21 protein-coding genes are annotated in these 22116 nt (G+C 57.2%); 13 read left to right on the forward strand and 8 right to left on the reverse strand.

Going from position 1 to position 22116, the window contains the following annotated elements; genetic code table 11:
• From ACFQUU_RS22255 to ACFQUU_RS22285, 7 genes are all read left to right on the forward strand, one after another.
• On the forward strand, nt 1–302 hold a 302-nt coding region (locus ACFQUU_RS22255; RefSeq protein ID WP_382250079.1), incomplete at its 5' end, for a phosphomethylpyrimidine synthase ThiC.
• Between the two features lie 4 nt (nt 303–306).
• A complete protein-coding gene (gene thiS / locus ACFQUU_RS22260; RefSeq protein ID WP_382250315.1) occupies nt 307–507 on the forward strand; it encodes a sulfur carrier protein ThiS in 201 nt (66 codons plus the stop codon).
• Between the two features lie 119 nt (nt 508–626).
• Nucleotides 627–983 carry an endonuclease domain-containing protein gene (locus ACFQUU_RS22265; protein WP_382250316.1) on the forward strand — a complete coding sequence of 119 codons (357 nt, stop codon included), beginning with the start codon at nt 627–629 and terminating at the stop codon, nt 981–983.
• A 109-nt stretch (nt 984–1092) separates the two neighbouring features.
• Complete coding sequence (locus tag ACFQUU_RS22270) at nt 1093–1899, forward strand: thiazole synthase (RefSeq protein WP_382250317.1); 807 nt, start codon at nt 1093–1095, stop codon at nt 1897–1899.
• A complete protein-coding gene (locus ACFQUU_RS22275; RefSeq protein ID WP_382250318.1) occupies nt 1896–2687 on the forward strand; it encodes a hydroxymethylpyrimidine/phosphomethylpyrimidine kinase in 792 nt (263 codons plus the stop codon). Before ACFQUU_RS22270 ends, ACFQUU_RS22275 begins: the two co-directional genes overlap by 4 nt.
• Nucleotides 2684–3304 (forward strand): thiamine phosphate synthase, encoded by a 621-nt coding sequence (gene thiE, locus ACFQUU_RS22280; protein ID WP_382250319.1) that lies wholly within the window; start codon nt 2684–2686, stop codon nt 3302–3304. Before ACFQUU_RS22275 ends, thiE begins: the two co-directional genes overlap by 4 nt.
• 127 nt (nt 3305–3431) lie before the next feature.
• Nucleotides 3432–5705, forward strand: coding sequence for a UvrD-helicase domain-containing protein (locus ACFQUU_RS22285; RefSeq protein ID WP_382250320.1), 2274 nt, complete (start codon nt 3432–3434; stop codon nt 5703–5705).
• A 254-nt stretch (nt 5706–5959) separates the two neighbouring features.
• On the opposite strand, the gene ACFQUU_RS22290 is transcribed toward ACFQUU_RS22285, so the two are convergent.
• The 5 genes from ACFQUU_RS22290 to ACFQUU_RS22310 form a co-directional block, all read right to left on the reverse strand.
• Nucleotides 5960–7186 carry an HD-GYP domain-containing protein gene (locus tag ACFQUU_RS22290; RefSeq protein ID WP_382250321.1) on the reverse strand — a complete coding sequence of 409 codons (1227 nt, stop codon included), beginning with the start codon at nt 7184–7186 and terminating at the stop codon, nt 5960–5962.
• A gap of 148 nt (nt 7187–7334) precedes the next feature.
• On the reverse strand, nt 7335–8117 hold the full coding sequence (locus ACFQUU_RS22295; RefSeq protein WP_382250322.1) for a BPSS1780 family membrane protein: 783 nt from the start codon (nt 8115–8117) through the stop codon (nt 7335–7337).
• A 2-nt stretch (nt 8118–8119) separates the two neighbouring features.
• On the reverse strand, nt 8120–9076 hold the full coding sequence (locus ACFQUU_RS22300; RefSeq protein ID WP_382250323.1) for a homoserine kinase: 957 nt from the start codon (nt 9074–9076) through the stop codon (nt 8120–8122).
• Nucleotides 9077–9125: 49 nt separating this feature from the next.
• Nucleotides 9126–9581 (reverse strand): DUF2782 domain-containing protein, encoded by a 456-nt coding sequence (locus ACFQUU_RS22305; protein WP_382250324.1) that lies wholly within the window; start codon nt 9579–9581, stop codon nt 9126–9128.
• A gap of 107 nt (nt 9582–9688) precedes the next feature.
• A complete protein-coding gene (locus ACFQUU_RS22310; protein ID WP_382250325.1) occupies nt 9689–10426 on the reverse strand; it encodes a TIGR00730 family Rossman fold protein in 738 nt (245 codons plus the stop codon).
• Here ACFQUU_RS22310 and polA point away from each other — a divergent pair, their 5' ends adjacent.
• The 3 genes from polA to ACFQUU_RS22325 all read left to right on the forward strand — a co-directional run bounded on the left by polA (nt 10427) and on the right by ACFQUU_RS22325 (nt 15145).
• Nucleotides 10427–13192 (forward strand): DNA polymerase I, encoded by a 2766-nt coding sequence (gene polA, locus ACFQUU_RS22315; protein ID WP_382250326.1) that lies wholly within the window; start codon nt 10427–10429, stop codon nt 13190–13192.
• Nucleotides 13193–13326: 134 nt separating this feature from the next.
• Nucleotides 13327–14211, forward strand: coding sequence for a dienelactone hydrolase family protein (locus ACFQUU_RS22320; protein ID WP_382250327.1), 885 nt, complete (start codon nt 13327–13329; stop codon nt 14209–14211).
• Between the two features lie 172 nt (nt 14212–14383).
• Nucleotides 14384–15145, forward strand: coding sequence for a ZIP family metal transporter (locus ACFQUU_RS22325; RefSeq protein WP_382250375.1), 762 nt, complete (start codon nt 14384–14386; stop codon nt 15143–15145).
• A gap of 73 nt (nt 15146–15218) precedes the next feature.
• Here ACFQUU_RS22325 and ACFQUU_RS22330 read toward each other — a convergent pair whose 3' ends face one another.
• The 3 genes from ACFQUU_RS22330 to ACFQUU_RS22340 all read right to left on the reverse strand — a co-directional run bounded on the left by ACFQUU_RS22330 (nt 15219) and on the right by ACFQUU_RS22340 (nt 18306).
• On the reverse strand, nt 15219–16073 hold the full coding sequence (locus tag ACFQUU_RS22330) for a sulfurtransferase (protein ID WP_382250328.1): 855 nt from the start codon (nt 16071–16073) through the stop codon (nt 15219–15221).
• 11 nt (nt 16074–16084) lie between these two features.
• On the reverse strand, nt 16085–17017 hold the full coding sequence (locus ACFQUU_RS22335) for a DMT family transporter (RefSeq protein ID WP_382250329.1): 933 nt from the start codon (nt 17015–17017) through the stop codon (nt 16085–16087).
• A 188-nt stretch (nt 17018–17205) separates the two neighbouring features.
• Complete coding sequence (locus ACFQUU_RS22340) at nt 17206–18306, reverse strand: aromatic ring-hydroxylating dioxygenase subunit alpha (protein ID WP_382250330.1); 1101 nt, start codon at nt 18304–18306, stop codon at nt 17206–17208.
• Nucleotides 18307–18713: 407 nt separating this feature from the next.
• Between ACFQUU_RS22340 and ACFQUU_RS22345 the strand changes: the two genes are divergently transcribed.
• From ACFQUU_RS22345 to dxs, 3 genes are read left to right on the forward strand one after another with little or no spacing between them, the layout of a single operon-like run.
• Nucleotides 18714–18980 (forward strand): exodeoxyribonuclease VII small subunit, encoded by a 267-nt coding sequence (locus ACFQUU_RS22345; RefSeq protein ID WP_382250331.1) that lies wholly within the window; start codon nt 18714–18716, stop codon nt 18978–18980.
• Entirely contained in the window at nt 18977–19885 is a 909-nt protein-coding gene (locus ACFQUU_RS22350; protein WP_382250332.1) for a polyprenyl synthetase family protein, read from the forward strand. Before ACFQUU_RS22345 ends, ACFQUU_RS22350 begins: the two co-directional genes overlap by 4 nt.
• A 1-nt stretch (nt 19886) precedes the next feature.
• The gene (dxs, locus tag ACFQUU_RS22355; protein ID WP_382250333.1) at nt 19887–21752 is read left to right on the forward strand and encodes a 1-deoxy-D-xylulose-5-phosphate synthase; all 1866 of its coding nucleotides are present in this window, start codon (nt 19887–19889) and stop codon (nt 21750–21752) included.
• Nucleotides 21753–22116 lie beyond the last annotated feature (364 nt).

A 22116-nucleotide genomic window follows, 5' to 3' on the forward strand; every position in this document is an offset into this window, starting at 1 on the left:
TCCGCGACAATGCCTTGTCGAAAGCACGTTTCGAATTCCGCTGGGAAGACCAGTTCAACATCGGTCTCGACCCGGACAAGGCGCGGGAATTCCACGACGAGACGCTGCCGAAGGATTCGGCCAAGGTCGCGCATTTCTGCTCGATGTGCGGCCCGCATTTCTGCTCGATGAAGATCACCCAGGATGTGCGTGATTATGCGGCCAGCCAGGGCATTTCGGATGAACAGGCGCTGAAGAAGGGCATGGAAGTCAAGGCCGTCGAGTTCGTCAAGAGCGGCGCGGAAATCTATCGCAAGCAGTAAGGCCATGCAGATCGAACTGAACGGAGCGCCGCATGCGGTCGCCGACAATGAAAACGTACAGGGATTGATCGCTTCGCTCGACCTGGTCGGCAAGTCGCTGGCAGTGGCAATCAATCGCGAAATCGTGCCACGACAGCAATGGGTTGAGCGGGCGTTGTGTCCGAATGATCGCGTGGACATTGTGCGGGCCATCGGTGGCGGTTGATGTGTAAAGAACGTTCCCTCCCTTTCAAGGGGAGGGCTAGGGTGGGGATGGGGTGGCGAGATGCTGTCAATGCAAGACCGTATCCCTGCATTCCGTCAATCAGTGACAACGAATAATTTATGCAAGGCCAAACCAACGAATTCTCAAAGCCAGCATCAAGAGCGTTAAGAAAATCCATGACAGACGCCGAGCGCCATTTATGGCAACGTCTTCGCGGGAAGCAGCTTGGTGTGAAGTTTAGGCGGCAGCACCCATTCGAGACTTATATTCTCGATTTTGTCTGTCCCGAGCGAATGTTGATTGTAGAAGTCGATGGTTCACAACATGCGAAGAACCAAGACTACGATGATCTGCGTTCAAGGAAATTAAAGCTTGCTGGATATACGGTGCTGCGGTTTTGGAATAACGAAGTGTTGTATCGAACTGATGAGGTGATGCAGGTAATTTGGAATGCGTTAAACCCATCCCCACCCTAACCCTTCCCTTGAAAGGGAGGGAACATCAAGGTCTTAACGATTTATGGGTAATGAATAGCCTTCAAGGGGAGTAACACTTTTCTTGAGCGGAGTGAAAAGAGGAGATTTTATGACCAAGCAGAACACCAATAGTCCGGATGACCAGGGCCTCACCATCGCCGGCAAAACCTACCGCTCCCGCCTGCTGGTAGGCAGCGGCAAATATCGCGACCTCGAAGAAACCCGCGCCGCGACCGAAGCCAGCGGCGCGGAAATCATTACGGTCGCCATCCGTCGCGTCAATATCGGGCAAGACCCGAAAGCGCCCAACCTGCTCGACGTGGTGCCACCGTCGCGTTACACCATCCTGCCGAACACCGCCGGCTGCTACAACGCGAAAGATGCCGTCTACACCCTGCAGCTTGCACGCGAACTGCTCGACGGGCACAAGCTGGTCAAGCTTGAAGTGCTGGGCGATGAAAAGACGCTGTTCCCGAACATGCCGGAGACCCTGAAGGCGGCCGAGACCCTGGTGAAGGATGGCTTCGACGTCATGGTCTACTGCAGCGACGACCCGATCCAGGCGAGGATGCTGGAAGAAATCGGCTGCGTCGCCGTGATGCCGCTGGCATCATTGATCGGTTCCGGCATGGGCATCCTTAATCCGTGGAATCTATCGCTGATCATCGAGCAGTCCAACGTGCCGGTACTGGTCGATGCCGGTGTCGGCACCGCTTCCGATGCGGCAATTGCGATGGAGCTTGGTTGTGATGGCGTGCTGATGAACACGGCGATTGCCGGTGCCCGCGATCCGATTCGTATGGCGCGCGCGATGAAACTGGCGGTGGAAGCCGGACGCGACGCATATCTCGCGGGACGTATTCCCAAGCGCTTCTCGGCGTCGCCGTCGTCGCCGATGGAAGGCAGGGCGACGTGACACGGCCCAGCGTTCTTGTCTTTGCCGGCTCAGATCCCAGCGGTGGCGCCGGCATCCAGGCGGACATCCAGGCCATTTTCGCCATGGGGGCGCATCCACTGTCGGTCATCACCGCACTGACCGTGCAGGACAACGATCGTGTGTATCAGGTACAGCCGGTGGCAGCCGATCTGGTGCGGCAGCAGGCGCAGACGTTGATGAACAAGATCGATATCGCTGCGGTAAAGATCGGCATCGTCGGCAACCGTGCCAATGCGGAAGTGATTGCTGACACGCTGAGCCAACTCAAAATCAGTAAACCCAATCTTCCGGTGGTGCTCGACCCCGTGCTCGCAAGTGGCCATGGCGATCATTTGTCGGAAGACAATCCTGTGCAATCGATGGCGATACTGATGCCGATGGCAACGCTCGTGACTCCCAATCTGCCCGAAGCGGAAAAACTGTGTGCAGGCGAAAGGAGACTGGAGGCGCAGGTCGACAAACTGCTGTTCCAGTGTCCGAACGTCCTGATCAAGGGTGGCCATGGCAGTGGCCCGGATGTGGTCAATGGCTGGTACTCGCATAGCGGCCAGCGTACCTGGACCTGGCCGCGGCTGGACGGGGGATTTCACGGCAGCGGCTGTACGCTTGCATCGGCGGTCGCCGGCTTGCTGGCGCGCGGCAAACCGATGATGGAGGCAATCGAGTCGGCGCAGGCCTATTGTCAGCATGCGCTGATGTCAGCGTATGCAATCGCGGACGGACAACGTATTCCCGACCGCGGCGCAACTTTGGAGAACAAGGCATGAAAGGTTTATATCTGGTCACTCCCGATTGGGACGACACGCAGAAACTGCTGCAGACAACGGAAGCGGGTCTGCGCGGAGGGGCGGCATTGGTGCAGTATCGGCACAAGACGGCGTCCCCCGAATTACGCCGCGAGCAGGCGAGTGAACTTCAACGCCTATGCCGCGAATATGGACGCCCTTTCATCATCAATGACCACCTTGACCTGTGCCTCGCACTCGATGCCGATGGCATCCACGTAGGCGGTACCGATGCATCGGTGGCGGAAGCGCGAAAGGCGATCGGCCCATCGAAGATCGTCGGCGCATCGTGTTACGGTACGTTGCAACTGGCGCATGACGCCCAGGCAGCCGGTGCAAGCTATGTGGCCTTCGGCGGTTTCTATCCCTCACGCGTCAAGAAATACGATTTCAAGACGCCGCCCGACATCGTGACGCAGGCAAAGGAAAGTATTCCCTTGCCCAGCGTCGTCATCGGTGGCATGACACAGGAAAACGCAGCACCGCTGGTCGCCCTGGGCGCCGATATGGTGGCAGTGATCAGCAGTGTCTACATGGTCGAAGATCCGGAAAGCGCAGCGCGTGGATTTGCAAGTTTGTTCACCGGCTTGTCCAATTAACCATGATTAACCACATGGCGCCTCTCTAAGCATTCTGCGTTGCACTACCCGCGTAAAGTCATTGCAGCGCAGCAATGAATGCCAGATATTGGCGGTGGGGATTTCGCTGCACGGATATAATCTGTGCATGCAGAATCTTCTCCACAATCTCAATCCCGAACAGCTTGCAGCAGTGACATTGCCAGCCCAGCCCGCACTGATTCTTGCAGGCGCCGGGTCCGGCAAAACCCGTGTGTTGACCACGCGTATCGCATGGCTGATACAAACCGGGCAAGTCTCTCCCGCAGGCATTCTTGCGGTAACGTTTACCAACAAGGCAGCGAAGGAAATGATGTCGCGCCTGTCCGCGATGTTGCCGATCAACACGCGTGGCATGTGGATCGGCACCTTCCACGGTTTGTGTAACCGCTTGCTGCGCGCACATTACCGCGATGCCGGTCTGCCGCAGACATTCCAGATCCTCGATTCGGCCGATCAGCTGTCGATGATCAAGCGCCTGTTGAAGGCATTGAACGTCGATGACGAAAAATACCCGCCACGCAATCTGATGTACTTCATCAACGGCGCCAAAGATCAGGGCTTGCGTGCTCGGGATGTGGAAGCGCACGATGAATACAATCGTCGCTTCGTCGAACTCTATGATGCGTATGACAACCAGTGCCAGCGCGAAGGCGTGGTCGATTTCGCCGAACTGTTGTTGCGCAGCTATGAACTGCTCAGTCGTAACCAGCCGCTGCGCGAACATTATCAATCGCGTTTCCGCCATATTCTCGTCGACGAATTCCAGGATACCAACAACCTGCAATACAACTGGCTCAAGCTGATGGCCGGTGAAAACAATGCGGTATTTGCGGTTGGCGACGATGATCAGAGCATTTACGCATTCCGTGGTGCGAACGTCGGCAACATGGTCGCGTTCGAACGCGAATTCCGCGTGCAGAACCTGATCAAGCTGGAACAGAATTACCGTTCGCACGGCCACATTCTCGATACCGCGAACACGCTGATCGCCAACAACAGCAAGCGGCTCGGCAAGAACCTGCGTACCGATGCCGGCCATGGCGAACCGGTGCGCATTTACGAAGCGAGCAGCGATATCCAGGAAGCCCAATGGATTATCGAGGAAGCAAAGAGCCTGATCGCCGATGGCGCCTTGCGCAGTGAAATTGCGATCCTCTACCGCTCGAATGCGCAGTCGCGCGTGATCGAGCACGCCCTCTTTACGGCGGGGATTCCCTATCGCGTATATGGCGGCCAGCGCTTCTTCGAGCGCGCTGAAATCAAGCATGCGATCGCCTATCTGCAGCTGATGGACAATCCGCACAATGATTCGGCTTTCCTGCGCGTGGTGAATTTTCCGACACGCGGCATCGGTGCGCGGTCGATTGAGCAATTGCAGGATGCATCGCGCCAGTACGGCATTTCCTTGTACGCAGCGGTGCCTTATGTGGCCGGCAAGGCGGGCTCTTCACTGGGCTCGTTCGTCAAGCTGGTCGAGGCGATGCGCTTCGAAACGCAGAATTTGCCGTTGCAGGAAATGGTCAAGGTCATGCTCGACATGAGCGGCCTGATCCCGCATTATCAGAATGAGAAGGAAGGCGCGGACCGGATCGAAAACCTGGAGCAGCTGGTCAGTGCGGCGATGTTGTTTGTGTCGGAGGAGGGTTTTGGCATTGATACGCCGGCTTTCCTCGGCCCGAAGGCGGATGCTTCCGCCGGCACGCCGCTACCGAATGGCGATGAAGTGATCGATGCCGATGCACCATTGCCGACCGTGATGTCGCCGTTGTCCGCCTTCCTGTCGCATGCTTCGCTGGAAGCGGGCGACAACCAGGCGCAGGCTGGCCAGGATGCACTGCAGCTGATGACCGTGCACTCGGCAAAGGGACTCGAATTCGATGCGGTGTTCATTACCGGTCTCGAAGAAGGTTTGTTCCCGCATGAGAACAGCGCGCAGGAAGAGGGCGGGCTGGAAGAGGAGCGGCGCCTGATGTATGTCGCCATCACCCGTGCCAAGAAGCGGCTGTACATGAGCTTTTCGCAAACGCGCATGCTGCACGGCCAGACCCGCTACAACATGAAGTCGCGCTTCTTCGACGAACTGCCGGAAGACTCGCTGAAATGGCTGTCGCCCAAGTTGCAGCATCACTGGTTCGGACAAAAGAAATCGGCATGGGATGATGCGCCCGAAAGTGGCGTCAATGTCATTGCACAAAGCTTCGTGCGCAAGGATATCGGCTGGCGTATCGGCGAGACCGTGTCGCATCAGAAGTTCGGTGAAGGCGTGATCGTCAATATCGAAGGTGGCGGCACCAATTCGCGCGCGCATATCAACTTCGGCAAGCATGGCATGAAGCTGCTGGATCTGAATATCGCGAAGCTGGAGCGGGTCAGCGGGTGAGGGAGTAAGACGTCGGAGTGGATTGGCAGAACTCTAAATCCAAATCTATTTCTATGTATTCGCTATTCACGTCCAACTATCCTTTGTCCGATTCCCTCCCCCTCGTAGGGGGAGGGTTAGGGGCGCCCGGCGTAGGGTGGGGGTTTGACGGTTGAATCAGCACCCGCTGTTCGTGAATTCCTCACTTCCGCACGGCCAACTCGGCAAAATAATTACAACAACTTTCGCCAGCTTTCTACACCGAGCAAGCGCCGCTACGCCGCGAGGCTGAAAAACTTCATCGGATCCACACGCCACTTCTCCGGCGACTGATGGCTGACGATCTTGTCGCCACCGCCCATACCTAGCGGACGGGAAAGATCGACCTGTATCGGCTTGATATAGGTATTGGACTTGGTGCTGAAGAAGACATTGACCTTCGGCGCCAGCAGATTGGTCTCATGCGGTTCAGTCACCACGCCGAGCCGTCCCGATTCCAGCAGCACCAGTGTCCCCACCGGATAAATGCCGACACAGCGCATGAAGCTTTGCACATGCTGTGGGTTGAAATGGAATTTGCTCCATTCAAAAATCTTGCGCAGCGCCTCTGCCGCCGACATCCCCTTGTGATAGCAACGATCCGCAGTGATCGCGTCGTACACATCGACGATGGCCGCCATCTGCGCAAGCGTGCTGATCTGCTCGCCCGGCAGCTTGTCGGGATAGCCGCTGCCATCCATGCGTTCGTGGTGATGCAGCGTGATGTCGAGCGGGATATCGCCGACGCCCGGCGTCTTCAGCAGGATCGCGTAGCCGTCTTTCGGATGCTTGCGAATGACGTCGAACTCCTCATCCGTCAGGCGACCGGGCTTGTTCAGCACTTCATCCGGTACCAGCGCTTTGCCGGTGTCGTGCAGCAGTCCGCCCAGTCCTGCCTGGCGGGTCAGCTCGGTGTCCATCCCGGCCGAGCGGCAAAACGCCACCAGCAGCGTGCATACGCTGACTGAATGCAGGAAAGTGTAATCGTCCTTGTTCTTGATGCGCAGCAGGCCGGTCAGTGCGCCGGGATTGCGCAGGATGGATTCGGTGATGTTCTGTACCACGGGCTCAACTTGATCAAGCTCGATCGCCTTGCCGAGGCGCGCATCATGCATGACGGTGCGTACCAGCTGGTGCGCCTGATTCTTGACCTGGACCGCCCGCGCCATTTCTTCCGCAACGGATACCCGTATCACTGGCGCTGGCTGACGCTTGGCAAAATCGAGCATCGCATGCTCCAGCGTAGCCTTTGTTTCTTCCGCGGTTGGCGCATCCGGTACATCAAGACCCTTGGACGTATCGATATACAGCTCATGTATACCGGCATCGATGACCTTCCGGATTTCTTCATCCGACGTGATCATCAGCTGGTTGCGCACAAACGGATGATCCATCCAGTGGCAGCTCAGGTCGTGGACATACATGCCAACTTTCAGCTGACGAATGCCGATTTTCTTGATCATCGGTACTCCCCTATGGACAGAACCCATGGCAGCCGCCGACAGGGCGGCTTATCCGGCAAGTATAGTCATTTTGTTGCGATAAGGCATTGTTTAGAGCGTTTTCGGCCGACTGTGCCGGCGATGCCGGGCGCAGTCAGGCCGCAGTGATTTAGCTCAGACGCGCAGGTGTAGTGGAATCCGGACGCCCAAAAACGGCCGTATAGGTAGGATAGAACGAGCAGTACATGACCACTGTCAGCATCAGGGACAGTGGCAGCAGGATCAGCATGACAACGAACGACTTTGCAAACAGCATCGCAATCAGGCTGCTGACGAGTGCCGGTAACAAGACGCCTATCAACATCCAGCTCAATCCGTACACAAGAAAGGCGCTGCCCGCACGCTTGACGGCGAAGAAACTATAAAACACGGCTTTGCCCACGCCCATTTTCTGCCAGAAAATCAGCGGCGCCGCATACCAGAACGCCATTGCGGCAGGAATGTAGACTGCTGCCGAAAACATCATGCCCAGCGACATGTTGGAATTACGGATGGTTTCTCGATCCAGTGCCTTGTCGCTACTCATCACTTGCCAGAATACGCCGCCATCGATCAGCGCCGATGCGGCGACCGCCACCACCGCTGCCACCAGGTACAGCACCCCGAGTTTCAGCAGCGATGCAAACGCCGGTTTGCGAAAGCCGGTCAGCAACAGGTTGGGATAGACCTTTTTGCCCTGTTCGATATTGGTACAGGCCTGCATGAATGCCATCGAGAAAACAGGCACCAGCACCATCGGCAGAATCTGGCCGAGCAAAGGCACGATGCCAATGATCAGCATCAGGAACATGTAGGCGAGAAACAGGGTCGCCATTTCGGCCGGCTGTTTGCGAAACAAGGCAAAACCCTGTTTCACCCATAGCCAACCAGCGTTTGCGGGCAATTTTTCCATGCTCAGTAGAGTACAGGAACTGGATGTTCGATGCGCTGGCGCAGAATGCGCTCGAAATGCCCAGGATCGTGCGGTGTCAGCATTTCGGCCTTGCGTGGCATGTAAAAATCGTACAGTCGCGACAGCCAGAAGCGCAGCGCGCCGGCTTGCAGCATCGGCTGCCAGCCCTGCCTCTCGGCCTCGTTGAACGGCCGCACCACATGGTAAGCATCGAGCAGGGCGCGTACGCGCGGCTCGTCGAGCGCGCCGGATTCCAGGTCAATGCACCAGTCATTGACCGTGACGGCGACATCAAAAAGCCAGGTGTCGCAGCCGGCAAAATAGAAATCGAAGAAACCGGTCAACCGTTCGCCGTCAAACATGACATTGTTGCGGAACAGGTCCGCATGTACCGGACCCTTGGGCAGCTGGTGATAAATTTCGGAGGCCGCAAATGCTTCTTGTGCATGCATTTCAGCGCGCAACAGATGCTGCTGGCTTTCGGGAATATAGGGCAACACCACCGGGGTTGTCGCCTGCCACCAGTCGATTGCCCGCAGGTTGGGCTGGCGAATCCCGAAATCCTGTCCCGCAAGATGCATCTTGGCCAGCATGGCACCGACCTCTGCACAATGTACGGGCTCAGGCGACATCTGCGAACTGCCTTCCAGCTTGGTGACGATGGAAGCCGGCTTGCCATGGAGGGAATGAATGATCTCGCCCCGATGGTTGGCGATGGGTACCGGCACCAGTACGCCGCGTTCGGCGAGATGCCGCATCAGGTGCAGGTAGAACGGCAGTTGCGCGAATGTCAGCTTTTCGAAAATCGTGAGGACGTATTCGCCGGTCTCGGTGGTCAGGAAAAAGTTGGAATTTTCAATACCTGAAGCGATGCCCTTGATTGCGAGCGGTTTTCCAAGATTGAACTGGGGCATCCAGTCTATAAGGTCATCCAGGCTGACCGGAGTAAAAACTGCCATGAGCGGAATCGAAAGAGAAAAGTGTCAGGTAACCAGGGGAGCGTTAAGCTTATTTGGGCGCAGGGGGCGGCGGAACAGCCGCGGTATCGGTGGCCTCGGTTGGTACGGCGTCCGCCTCTTTCGCGTCCTTCGAGCGGCTGAGATCGAATTCCAGTACTTCCCATTGTGCGGCGCGCAGGCCACTGTTCTGTGCATCGCCGGGCAGGGCGCTGCCTGCGGCCACATCAGGTTTCAGGTAATACGTGCTGCCGCCGCTGGTGACCTTGATTTCGGTGACCCGGCCTCCCGGGGCACGTTTTTCGTCGATCTTGCCCTTATTGTCGGGCGGTCGAATGGTCACAGCCGGTTCTTCGCCTTCTTCCAGCGGTTGTAATTGCGGTGGCCGTGGTGCCGGACCGTTACCATTACCGTTGCCGGTGGATTGCTGGGCCAGTGTCGACAACGGCATGGCAGCGGCTGCAATGCCGGCTGCGGTAACGACCATGGCCATGAGAGTACGCATCATAAGGTATCTTGTTATTAAAACGACAGCAGGCCGACATCAATGCTGAAAAGAGTCAAACCGTGGTGCAACATTCTAACAAACCAGACCCTGCCGTTCGGCATGGAATTTCACAAATATGCGCCCGGCTCCTTGCTGTATGCAGAAAGCAGGTCTTCGCGTGCTTCATAAAATGCAAAGATGGCATCAACGATGTTTGCCGGTTCATCAATCAGTTGTACAAGATCCAAGTCTTTGGCTTCTATCATCCCGTTGGCCAGAAGCGATGTCCGGAACCAGTCCAGCAATCCTCTCCAGAAGGTTGTACCAACAAGGATGACAGGAATACGGCGTGATGTACCGGTCTGGATCAATGTCAGCACTTCTGTCAGCTCGTCCAGCGTGCCGAAACCGCCGGGCAGTACCACGTAGGCATCTGCATATTTTACAAAGGCGACTTTGCGTGCAAAAAAATGCCGGAAACTAATCGAAATGTTTTGCCATTGATTGCCTTTCTGCTCGCGCGGCAACTCGATATTGAGGCCGACAGATGCCGACTGGCCTTCGTATCCGCCTTTGTTGGCCGCCTCCATGATGCCCGGGCCACCGCCTGAAATAACGGCAAGTCCGGCGTCCGACAGGCGGCGCGCAATATCGACCGCCTTTTCATAAAACGGGTCGTCGGGCTTGGTGCGTGCCGACCCGAAGATGGACACCGCCGGACGCAACTCCGCGAGCCGCTCGGTCGACTCGATAAACTCTGCCATAATCGTGAGCATATGCCACGACTCGCGCGCCTTCTTTTCCGTGGCGCGACTGATGTCGGCGATCTGCCGCAAGCGCGGCACGTTTTTTCCCTTTGACACCATATGAATAAAACCCTGTTGTTAGTGGACGGTTCCAGTTACCTATACCGTGCTTTTCATGCCATGCCTGACTTGCGTAATCCGGAGGGTGCCCCGACTGGCGCGATTTACGGCATGATCAACATGCTGCGCAAGCTGCGCAACGACTACGCTGCAGGATACATGGCCTGCGTATTCGACGCAAAAGGCAAGACCTTCCGCGACGACTTGTATCCGGAATACAAGGCACATCGCCCTTCGATGCCCGAAGACCTCGCCCGGCAGATCGAACCCATCCATGAAGCCGTGCGTGCACTTGGCTGGCCGGTTCTGATGGTGGATGGCGTGGAGGCCGATGACGTGATCGGTACACTAGCCACGCAGGCGGTCGAGCACGAGCTGGAAGCGGTTATATCCACCGGCGACAAGGACATGGCACAGTTGGTGAATGACCATGTCACACTGATCAATACGATGACCAATGAAAAGCTTGACCGCTCTGGCGTCATCGCCAAGTTCGGCGTGCCGCCGGAGCGGATCATTGATTACCTGACCCTGATCGGCGATACCGTCGACAACGTGCCGGGCGTCGCCAAGGTCGGCCCGAAGACGGCGGTCAAGTGGTTGACCCAATACGGGTCGCTGGATGAAATCATTGCGCAGGCGTCCAGCATCGGTGGCGCGGTCGGCGAAAACCTGCGCAATGCGCTCGAATGGCTTCCCACTGGCCGCAAGCTCATCACAATCCGCCATGATTGCGACCTGGCCAAGCACATGATATCGATTCCGGAATCGCTAGTCGCCAAGCCGGTCGATAACGATGCGATGATCGAGTTCTTCAAGCGTTACGGATTCAAATCCTGGCTGCGCGAACTCACCGGCGACCCCACGGCGGGCGGCAAGCCGACCGCGCCGCCGGGCCAGCAGGGGGAGTCTCAGCACAATATGCAGGGTGGCTTGTTCGACAGTACGGCCGCGGTGACCACTACTGATTATGAAACTGTGCTTACCGAGGAGCATCTCGCGCGCTGGCTTGACGCCATCAACGCCGCGGAACTGACCGCGGTTGATACCGAAACGACGTCGCTCAATGCGATGCAGGCGCAGCTGGTTGGCATCTCGCTGTGTTGCAAGCCTGGCGTGGCTGCCTATATTCCGGTGGCGCACCGTTACCAGGATGCGCCGGTGCAGCTGTCGCGCGATTATGTACTTGGCATGCTCAAGCCGTGGCTGGAAGACGCGTCCAAATCCAAGGTCGGCCAGCACCTGAAATACGATGCGCATATCTTCGCCAACTATGGAATCACGGTACGCGGCATCGCGCACGACACGCTGCTTGAGTCCTATGTATTCGAGTCGCACAAGAGCCATGATATGGACAGCCTCGCGTTGCGCCACCTTAATCGCAAGACCGTCACTTATGAGGACGTCTGCGGCAAGGGCGCATCGCAGATCTGCTTTGATCAGGTCGAGATTGAGCGTGCCACCGAATATGCGGCGGAGGACGCCGATATCACGCTGCAGTTGCACAACACCATGTGGCCGCATGTCGCGCAAAACGACGGACTGCGGTTTGTCTACGAAAAGATCGAGGTTCCAACCTCAATCGTGCTGCAGAAGATTGAACGCAACGGTGTGCTGATCGATACCGAACTGCTGGCACGTCAGTCGCATGAACTCGGCACACGCATGATGGAAATGGAAAGGCAGGCATATGAGCTGGCCGGTCAGCCGTTCAACCTGAATTCGCCGAAACAGATCGGTGAAATCTTCTTCGACAAATTGCAGTTGCCGGTAGTGAAGAAGACGCCTTCCGGAACACCATCGACCGATGAAGAAGTTTTGCAGAAACTCGCAGAGAATTATCCGCTGCCAAAGATCCTGCTCGACTACCGCGGCCTGTCCAAGCTCAAGTCGACCTACACCGACAAACTGCCGAAGATGGTCGACCCGAACACCGGTCGCGTGCACACCAATTATGCACAAGCGGTGGCGGTCACCGGACGCCTTGCGTCGAACGAGCCCAACCTGCAAAACATTCCGATACGTACCGCAGAGGGGCGGCGCATCCGGGAAGCCTTCATTGCTCCACCGGACAGTGTGATCGTGTCGGCTGACTACTCGCAAATCGAATTGCGGATCATGGCGCATATTTCGGGAGACGCCAGTTTGCTGCGCGCCTTCTCGGAAGGCGAAGACATCCACCGTGCGACGGCTGCGGAAATCTTCGGCGCCGCGCCGGCGGAGGTGACCAGCGAACAGCGCCGCTATGCCAAGGTCATCAACTTCGGCCTGATCTACGGGATGAGTGCCTTCGGTCTGGCGAGTAACCTGGGCATCGAACGTTCCGCCGCGCAGATGTATATCGATAAGTACTTCCAGCGCTATCCGGGTGTCGCGCAGTACATGGCCGAGACACGCACACAGGCGAAGGCGCATGGCTTTGTCGAAACCGTGTTCGGGCGCCGGTTGTGGCTGGCTGAAATCAATTCGCCGAACGGCCCGCGCCGTCAGGCGGCCGAGCGTGCGGCGATCAATGCACCGATGCAGGGTACGGCGGCCGACCTGATCAAGCTGTCGATGATCGCCGTGCAGGACTGGCTCGAGGCCGAGCGGCTGCAAGCCAAGATGGTCATGCAGGTGCACGATGAATTGGTGCTCGAAGTGCCCGAATCGGAATTGTCGTATATTCGTGAAAAGCTGCCGGAACTGATGCGCGGCGTCGCCGAGTTGAAAGTGCCGCTGATCGCTGAAGTCGGCGTCGGCAAGAACTGGGATGAGGCGCATTGAGCGAACGGTAGCTGCGGTAATTATGTGTCGACTTCGGTGTGTTTTAACATCGAACGGTCGATGCAGAGCGGTAACAACAGCCCGGCGTTGCGGCGGGCAACAATAACCAAGTCAATCATCTCGGAGGGTTTCGCATGCAGAATTTGAAGGACGATTTCGACAGTCTGGTTGCCAAAACATCGTTGTCCGACGGCGTGAATCGCCGTGGTTTTCTCAAGACGGCGCTCGGTACAGGTTTCGCTGCCGCCGTCATGCCGGTTACCGCGCAAAGCGTGATCAAGACCGATACCACGGGACTTACCGCCGGCGAAGTCACCATCACGGTCAAAGGCCAGAAAGTGCCGGTGTATCGCGCGCAGCCGGAAGGCAAGACCAATCTCCCGGTGGTGCTAGTCATCTCCGAGATCTTCGGCGTGCATGAGCACATTGCCGATGTCGCGCGTCGTTTCGCCAAACTTGGTTACCTTGCGCTGGCACCGGAGATGTTTGTCCGTCAGGGCGATGCACGTGCCTACACGAGCATTCCCGAACTGCAGAAGAACATTATTTCCAAGGTGCCGGATGAACAGGTGATGGATGACCTTGACGCGGTAGTCGCCTATGCAAAAGAAAACGGCGGCAATACCGACAAGCTGGGTATTACCGGTTTCTGCTGGGGTGGCCGCATCACCTGGTTGTATTCTGCCCACAATCCCAAAGTCAAGGCGGGCGTTGCCTGGTATGGCCGCCTCGTCGGCGAGCAGACCGAAATGACACCGACTCATCCGGTCGATGTGGCCGCGAACCTCAAGACGCCTGTCCTGGGTCTCTATGGCGGCAAGGACGCCGGCATTCCACTCGATACCGTGGAAAAAATGAAGGCCGCACTGGCCAAGGGCGGTAGCAAATCCGAGTTCGTCGTATTCCCTAATTCCGGACATGCATTCCATGCAGACTATCGGGCCAGCTATGTGGAAGCGGATGCCAGGGAAGGCTGGCAGCGTTGTGTCGCCTGGTTCAAGGAACACGGTGTGGCGTAGTACTCATCAGGTGGTAGATCGCTAAATCGCAAAAAGCCGGAGGATTGTCGGTTTTTTGTTTAGGCCCCCCGGGATTTGAAGATCCCATTTGCCGAAAAAGCTTGTCTGTGCTTTAATTTGCAACTTTGTTGCATATTCGGCGAGGCTTATCATCGACTCCGCACTGCTTTCCATTCTGCTGGCCACCACGGTTGCCGGTGTCATCAGCATTTCCGCTGCGGCGATCTTCTCGTTTTCGCTCCTGTCGAAAATGGTCGAGCGCATGGTCAGCCTGTCGGTCGGCATCCTGCTGTCGACTTCGCTGTTGCACGCACTTCCCGAAGCCTTCGAGTCCAATGCGGATACGCATGCGTTGTTTGCGACTTTACTGGGCGGATTGCTGGGCTTCTTTCTACTGGAAAAATTCGCGATTCTGCGGCATTCACATCACTATGAAGGCGATGGGCACGGCCATGAACATGGGCACGATGCGCATGAAGCTGGCAAGGCGGGGTGGATGATTCTGGTTGGCGATGGCTTGCACAACTTCACGGATGGCATCCTGATTGCGGCGGCGTTTCTGGCTGATCCCAGCTTGGGCGTGATTACTGGTGTGGCGATTATTGCGCATGAAATTCCGCAGGAGATCGGTGATTTCATCGTGCTGCTGAATGCGGGATTCACGCGCACGCGGGCTTACGTGTACAACTTGTTGTGCAGCCTGATGGCAGTGGTGGGAGGCGTGCTGGGGTACTTCACGCTGGAGCAGGCCACTAACTGGGTGCCGTTTGTGCTGGTGTTTGCATCTTCAGGGTTTATTTATATTGCGGTGAGTGATTTGATGCCACAGATGCAGCGCAGGGCCACGTTGCGGGAAACGATTCCGCAGGTGGTGCTGATTGCTGTGGGAGTGGGGGTGGTGCTGTTTTTAACAGGGCAAAGTCATGGGCATTAATCCCAACTCCATTCCACGCTAAACCTCCCCTTACGCGGGTCGTCTTGAAGGGGAGAAAACGCAGGTAGTGCGCTTACGCGCCCTTTGCCACCGGCCTCGCCGGGTCGGCGCACCATTCGCTCCAGGATCCCGGATACAAAGCTGCGCCTGACAGCCCGGCAATTTCCATTGCCAGCAGGTTGTGGCAAGCCGTTACGCCGGAGCCGCATTGCACGATGCTGGTTTCCGGTGAGGTGACCAGCGCAGAGAAATCCTCGCGCAGTTCATTCGACGGCTTGAAGCGGCCTTCAGCCGTCAGGTTGTCCTTGAAGAAGCGGTTTTTTGCACCAGGAATGTGACCGCCAACCGGGTCGAGCGTCTCGTTCTCGCCACGGAAACGGTCGGGTGCGCGCGCATCGATGATGGTCCGGACCGGGTTCTTGACGTTGGCGAGGACGTCATCGACATTGACTGTCGTGACGATCGGATAATGTGGCTCGACATTGCCGCGTGCCGGCGCAACGGCGTCGGTGGACAGCGGTAACCCAAGCGCCTGCCATGCGGCGAGTCCGCCATCGAGGACAGCCACTGCTTCATGGCCGACCCAGCGCAACATCCACCACAGGCGCGCCGCAAACATGCCGCCGTGTGCATCGTAGGCAATGACCTGTGAACTGTGATTGACACCCCAGCGGCGCAGTGTTTCAACAAAGGCGGTCGGCTGCGGCAGCGGATGCCGTCCACGGAACTCGCCATGCGGGCCAGGGCTTTTGTCGGAGAGGTCGGTATCGATGTTGGCGAAGCGCGCGCCCGGTATATGGCCGCTGGCATAGGCGTCAGCACCGGCGTCGGGATTGGTCAAGTCGTGTCGGCAATCAATGATCACCCAGGCCGGGTCCTGGTGGTGCCGGGCAAGGTCCTGGGCGGAAATCAGTGTGGTGTACGGCATGAACATCTCCTCTACACTTCAGTAGCTATCGGGTCATTGGCTTGCGTGACGCTGGCCTTGGCCGGCGCAGCACTGTTGCGCGTATTGTAATAGGTCGCGGCAAGGCCGCTAAAAAGAATGATGGCGATCCCGCTCCAGCCGAGCCAGCTCAGAGCATCGTCCCAGATCAAAATGCCCCATGCAGTCGAAAATACAATGCCGGTGTATTGCAGATTGGCCGTAACCAAGGTCTTGCCCAGTCGGTAGGCGCGTGTCATTGCCATTTGCGCGAGGGTGGCGGACACACCGATCGCGAGCAGCAGCAGCACGCCCTTGATGTCGTGCGCCTGCCACACCGCAGGATGGCCGTTCATCGTATTGAGTACGACGCCAGCAATACCGCTTAGCAATCCGATCAGCGAAAAATAAAACACGACACGATATTCCGGTTCGCCAAGCTGACCAAGCTGGCGCACCTGTAAATAGGCGAGCGAGGAAATGAAGCCGGAACCAAGGCCGACCAGTCCGGCCAGCCATTGATCGGCGCTGAACGCCGGGCGTAACAACATGGTGACACCGATGAAGCTGAGCAGAATGGCTGCAGTCAGACCCCATTCGAAACGGCTTTGTCCACGCCACCATCCGACGACAAACAGGATGGCGGCGATCCAGATCGGGGACATGTAATTGAGTGTCATGCCGGTTGAGAGCGGCAGGCGACCGATGGACCAGAACCACATCGACAACGCCGTGACGCCAACGATCCCGCGCCAGAGATGATGCCATGGCAGCGAAGTGCGAAAGGTGCCGCCGCGCACGGCGATCAGGCCGCCAAGGAATAGTACCCCGACAATTCCGCGGTACATGACGATTTCAGAAACAGAATAGACGGAAGACGCCAGCTTGACGCAGACCCCCATGAGGGAAAACGCGAAGCTGGCAAACAGCATCCAGAGTGATTGCATAGGAGAGTCGATACCGTGAGGTTTCTACGGGCTTTTGGAAGACCTCGATGATACGCGCATCTGTGCGGGCGCACAGGCCAGTCTATCGCCAGGACAAAGTGAAGGGATGCAGTAGAGCAGGGCGGATGATGCATGCATCATCCGCCCTGCGGCCACCGCAAATTTCGGCACGAGATTGCCGCGTAAATTTACAGCGCAATACGACTGCGATACCACTCATGGAAGTGCTGCATCCCGTCTTCCATCGGGGACTGGTAAGGTCCGACTTCGCTGGTGCCGCGCTGCATCAGGATGCGGCGTCCGGCGTCCATGCGCATGCCGATCTCGTCATCTTCAATGCAGGTTTCCATATAGGCGTCGCGTTCGGCCGCGATGAAATCACGCTCGAACAGCACGATTTCCTCGGGATAATAGAACTCGACGACGTTCCGCGTTTTTTGCGGGCCGTCCGGCCAGACGGTCGAGACCACCAGCACGTGCGGGTACCACTCGACCATGATGTTCGGATACAGCGTCAGCCAGATCGCCCCATACGGAGGCGGTTCGCCATTGCGGAACTTGAGCACTTGTTCCTGCCACTTCTTGTACTTCGGTGTGCCGAACTTGGCGAGCGCATGATTGACGCCTACAGTTTGTACGCTGTAGTGTTCGCCGAATTCCCAGCGCAGGTCATCACAGGCGACGAAGCTGCCAAGGCCAGGATGAAATGGCTCGACATGGTAATCCTCGAGATAGACCTCGATAAAGGTTTTCCAGTTGTAGTCGCAGTCATGCACCTCGACATGGTCCAGCATGTAACCGCTGAAGTCGAGATCCTTCGCCACACCCAGTCTGGACATGATCTTGCCGACATCGACACCGTTTTGCTCGAACAGCAGGCCGTTCCAGTTCTGCAGTGGCGTGCGCGACAGGTTCAGGCACGGCGTTTCGCCGAAATGCGGCGCGCCGATGAGGTCACCCTTGAGATCGTAAGTCCAACGATGCAGCGGACAGACTATATTGTTTGCGTTACCACGGCCATCGAACATTTTTGCCTGACGATGGCGGCAGACATTGGACAGCAATTCAATGCCATGCTGGTTACGCACCAGCATGCGGCCTTCGTTTTCCCATGCCAGCGTGGCGTAATCGCCAACGTTTGGCACCTGCAGCTCGTGACCGGCATAACGCGGGCCACCCTGGAAAAGCTGCTTGATTTCCTGCTGTAACAGTGTGTCGTCGAAGTAGACGTTGACCGGAAGTTGCGCGTTGGATCGCGCCAGATTGGCGACATTAGCCAGATCGGACATCCCCACCCCCAAATTAATTTGCACCAACCTAAGAGAGAAAGAATCCGCAAAAACCAGTATCAAATAAGATGAAACGGAAATTTTGGACAGAACCGAGGATTATACCTCAGAGTGTTGCTTTACTGACTGTTGTCGGTCCGTCGCGAGGGAGGGGGATAAAAGGATGGAGTCGCATGCTGATCAGAGGTTACCACGTATGAATATGGCGCAAAGGGCTTTTTACACCATTCCCCATTAGATTAGGACTTCCAGGCCGATGTAAAGTTGCCAAACATCTATCTGGTGTTGATCTAAGTCACAAAAACGGCCTTTTCGACGAGGTAAATGCGACATTTCCGATTGCCGCAATCCAACTGCATCAGATGGTTTGTTCTAAAATATCGGGCTACACTTCAAAATTGTCCACTATGTCTAAAAAATCAGCGCCTTCCGAGCAACCTGCTTCTTTTGAGGATGCCATGGCCGAGCTGGAACAGCTTGTTGCACAAATGGAAGCTGGTGAACTGCCTCTGGAAGCGTCTGTCGCAGCTTATAAGCGCGGATCCGAACTGGTGAAGTTCTGCGCCGGTCAGCTCGATAAGGTGGATAGCCAGGTCAAGGTGCTGGAAGGCGAGATGCTCAAGCCCTTCGCCAGCGACGGTGATGGCGGCCAACTTTCCGGGACGGATGAATGACAGCGGCATCCGCAAATTTTAGCGACTGGATGAAGCATGTCCAGTCGATGATGGAAGATGCCCTTGCTGCCTTCCTCCCATCTCCCGCCACGGTGCCGAACCGGCTGCACGAGGCAATGCGTTATGCGGTGCTGGATGGTGGCAAGCGCATACGGCCGCTGCTGGTGTTTGCCGCTGGCGACCTGTTTGACGCCGATACGAAGACATTGCAGCGCGCCGCCGCAGCGGTGGAAATGATTCACGCATATTCGCTGGTGCATGACGACATGCCATGCATGGATGACGATGCATTGCGGCGCGGCAAGCCCACCGTGCACGTGAAATATGACGAGGCGACTGCCCTGTTGGTAGGGGATGCCCTGCAGTCGCAGGCGTTCATCGTGCTGGCGGAAGGTATCGAGGAGCAGAACAACAGCGCTGCACGAAGGGTGTCAATGCTGGCTCTGCTGGCACAGGCATCCGGCTCTGCGGGTATGTGCGGCGGACAGGCAATCGACCTTGCCAGTGTTGGCTTGGCGCTGTCGCTCGGCGAACTCGAGCGCATGCACCAGCTCAAGACCGGCGCGTTGCTGCGTGCTTCGGTACTGCTGGGCGGTCTCGCCGGGAAGGCGCTGTCCGCTGCGGAGATGGCGGCGCTGGATGCGTACTCTGCGGCAATCGGACTGGCATTCCAGGTGGTCGACGACGTGCTGGATGCAACCGCTGACTCGGCGACACTGGGCAAAACCGCCGGCAAGGATGCCGCGGATAACAAGCCAACATATGTATCGATCCTCGGCCTCGAAGAATCGAAGACCCTGGCGGAAAAATTGCGGAATGACGCGCATCATGCGCTCATGCCGTTCGGAGAAAAAGCGCGTCGGCTGCGTGAGATCGCAGACCTGATCGTGCAACGGAAAGCCTAGGATGAACTTGCTCAAGAAAATCGACGGTCCGGCCGACCTGCGAAAACTATCGCGTAACCAGCTCAAGCCACTCGCGGATGAACTGCGCGCCTTCGTGCTCGATTCGGTATCGCAGACCGGCGGACATCTGTCCTCCAATCTCGGCACGGTCGAACTCACGATTGCCTTGCATTATGTCTTCAACACGCCGGAAGACCGCATCGTCTGGGATGTCGGCCACCAGACCTATCCGCACAAGATACTGACCGGACGACGCGACCGCATGACTACGCTGCGGCAGTTCAACGGCATTTCCGGCTTTCCGCGCCGTGACGAAAGCGAATACGACACCTTCGGCACCGCGCATTCGTCGACCTCGATTTCGGCGGCGCTCGGGATGGCGTTGGCGGCAAAGACCAAGGGCGAAAACCGTCATGCGATCGCCGTGATCGGCGATGGGGCGATGACGGCCGGCATGGCATTCGAAGCGCTCAACAATGCCGGTGTCTACGACGATGTCAACCTGCTGGTGATCCTCAACGACAACGATATGTCGATCTCGCCGCCGGTCGGCGCACTCAATCGTTATCTGGCGCGCCTGATGTCCGGCAAGTTTTATGCGGCGGCGAAAAACGTCGGCAAGACCGTGCTGCCCGCTCCCATGCTGGAACTGGCCAAACGCCTGGAAGAGCATGCGAAGGGCATGGTGGTCCCGGCCACGATGTTCGAAGAATTCGGCTTCAACTATATCGGTCCGATCGACGGCCATGATCTTGAATCGCTGGTACCCACTTTGCAGAACCTGAGGAATCTGAAAGGACCGCAATTCCTGCACGTCGTGACGCGCAAGGGCCAAGGTTACAAGCTGGCGGAGGTTGATCCGGTGCTGTATCACGGACCGGGCAAGTTCAATCCGGCCGAAGGCATCAAGCCGGGCGGTGCCGGCAAGGTGACCTATACGCAGGTATTCGGTGATTGGCTGTGCGACATGGCGGAAAAGGATTCGCGCCTGATCGGCATTACTCCGGCAATGCGCGAAGGGTCAGGTCTGGTGCAGTTCGAGCAGCGCTATCCTGATCGTTACTATGACGTTGGGATCGCTGAACAGCATGCGGTGACGTTTGCGGGTGGCCTTGCCTGTGAAGGTCTGAAGCCTGTAGTCGCGATTTATTCGACTTTCCTGCAGCGCGGATATGACCAGCTCATCCATGACGTTGCCTTGCAAAACCTGGATGTGACGTTTGCGCTTGATCGTGCCGGATTAGTCGGCGCTGATGGTGCAACGCACGCGGGTAATTACGATATTGCCTATCTGCGCTGTATTCCGAATATGGTGGTGATGGCAGCGTCGGACGAGAATGAGTGCCGGCAGATGCTGTCGACCGCGTACGAATATAAGGGGCCGGCTGCGGTGCGATATCCGCGTGGGTCCGGTATTGGTGCGGCGATCGACAAGTCGCTCGTCACGCTGCCATTGGGTAAGGGGGAAGTTCGTCGTGAAGGTAAGGAGATTGCGATTCTTGCCTTCGGTACGATGGTTGCGCCTTCGCTTGCCGCAGGCGAGGAACTCGATGCGACTGTGGTGAATATGCGGTTTATCAAGCCGCTGGATGTGGAACTGGTGAAAGAGCTGGCACAGACGCATGCGGCGTTCGTAACTGTCGAGGAAGGTGCTGTGATGGGTGGTGCCGGGTCGGCTGTTGCCGAGGCGCTGGCGGAGGCGGGGATTGTGAAGCCGGTATTGCATCTCGGGTTGCCTGATCGGTTTATTGATCATGGGGATGCGGGGGTGTTGCTGGGGATGTGTGGGTTGGATGCCAAGGGGATTGTGGCTTCTGTGCGGAAGAGGTTTGGGAAGGGGGAACCGAGGTTGGTGGTGAATAACTGAGGGGTGGTTTTGCTTTTTAGTACCGCTGTTTTTCTTCGGTGATTCCCAACTGTTAGCTCTCCGTTGATGCTAGCCGGGACTGGCCCCGGCGGGCCACTTACTTTCTTTGCTTCGCCAAAGAAAGTAAGCCAAGAAAGGCGACCCCGGTTCGCCGCCCTTCGGGTTCCCAAAAGAGTTCGCGCCAAAACGGGAAGCGAAACAAACTCGCCTACGGCTCAGACAGGTTTCGCTTCTTTATCCGTTTTGACACGCACTCTTTTGGCGTCGGCACAGGGGAACAACCACCACAGCCTCTATGCACGACGTGAGTCAAGTGCTCCTACCTTCGCGCCTGCACCGCCCGGTCCCTTCCCCCTTGCAGGGG

The organism is Herbaspirillum sp. GCM10030257 (assembly GCF_042666555.1).
Classification (GTDB): Bacteria; Pseudomonadota; Gammaproteobacteria; order Burkholderiales; family Burkholderiaceae_D; genus Noviherbaspirillum.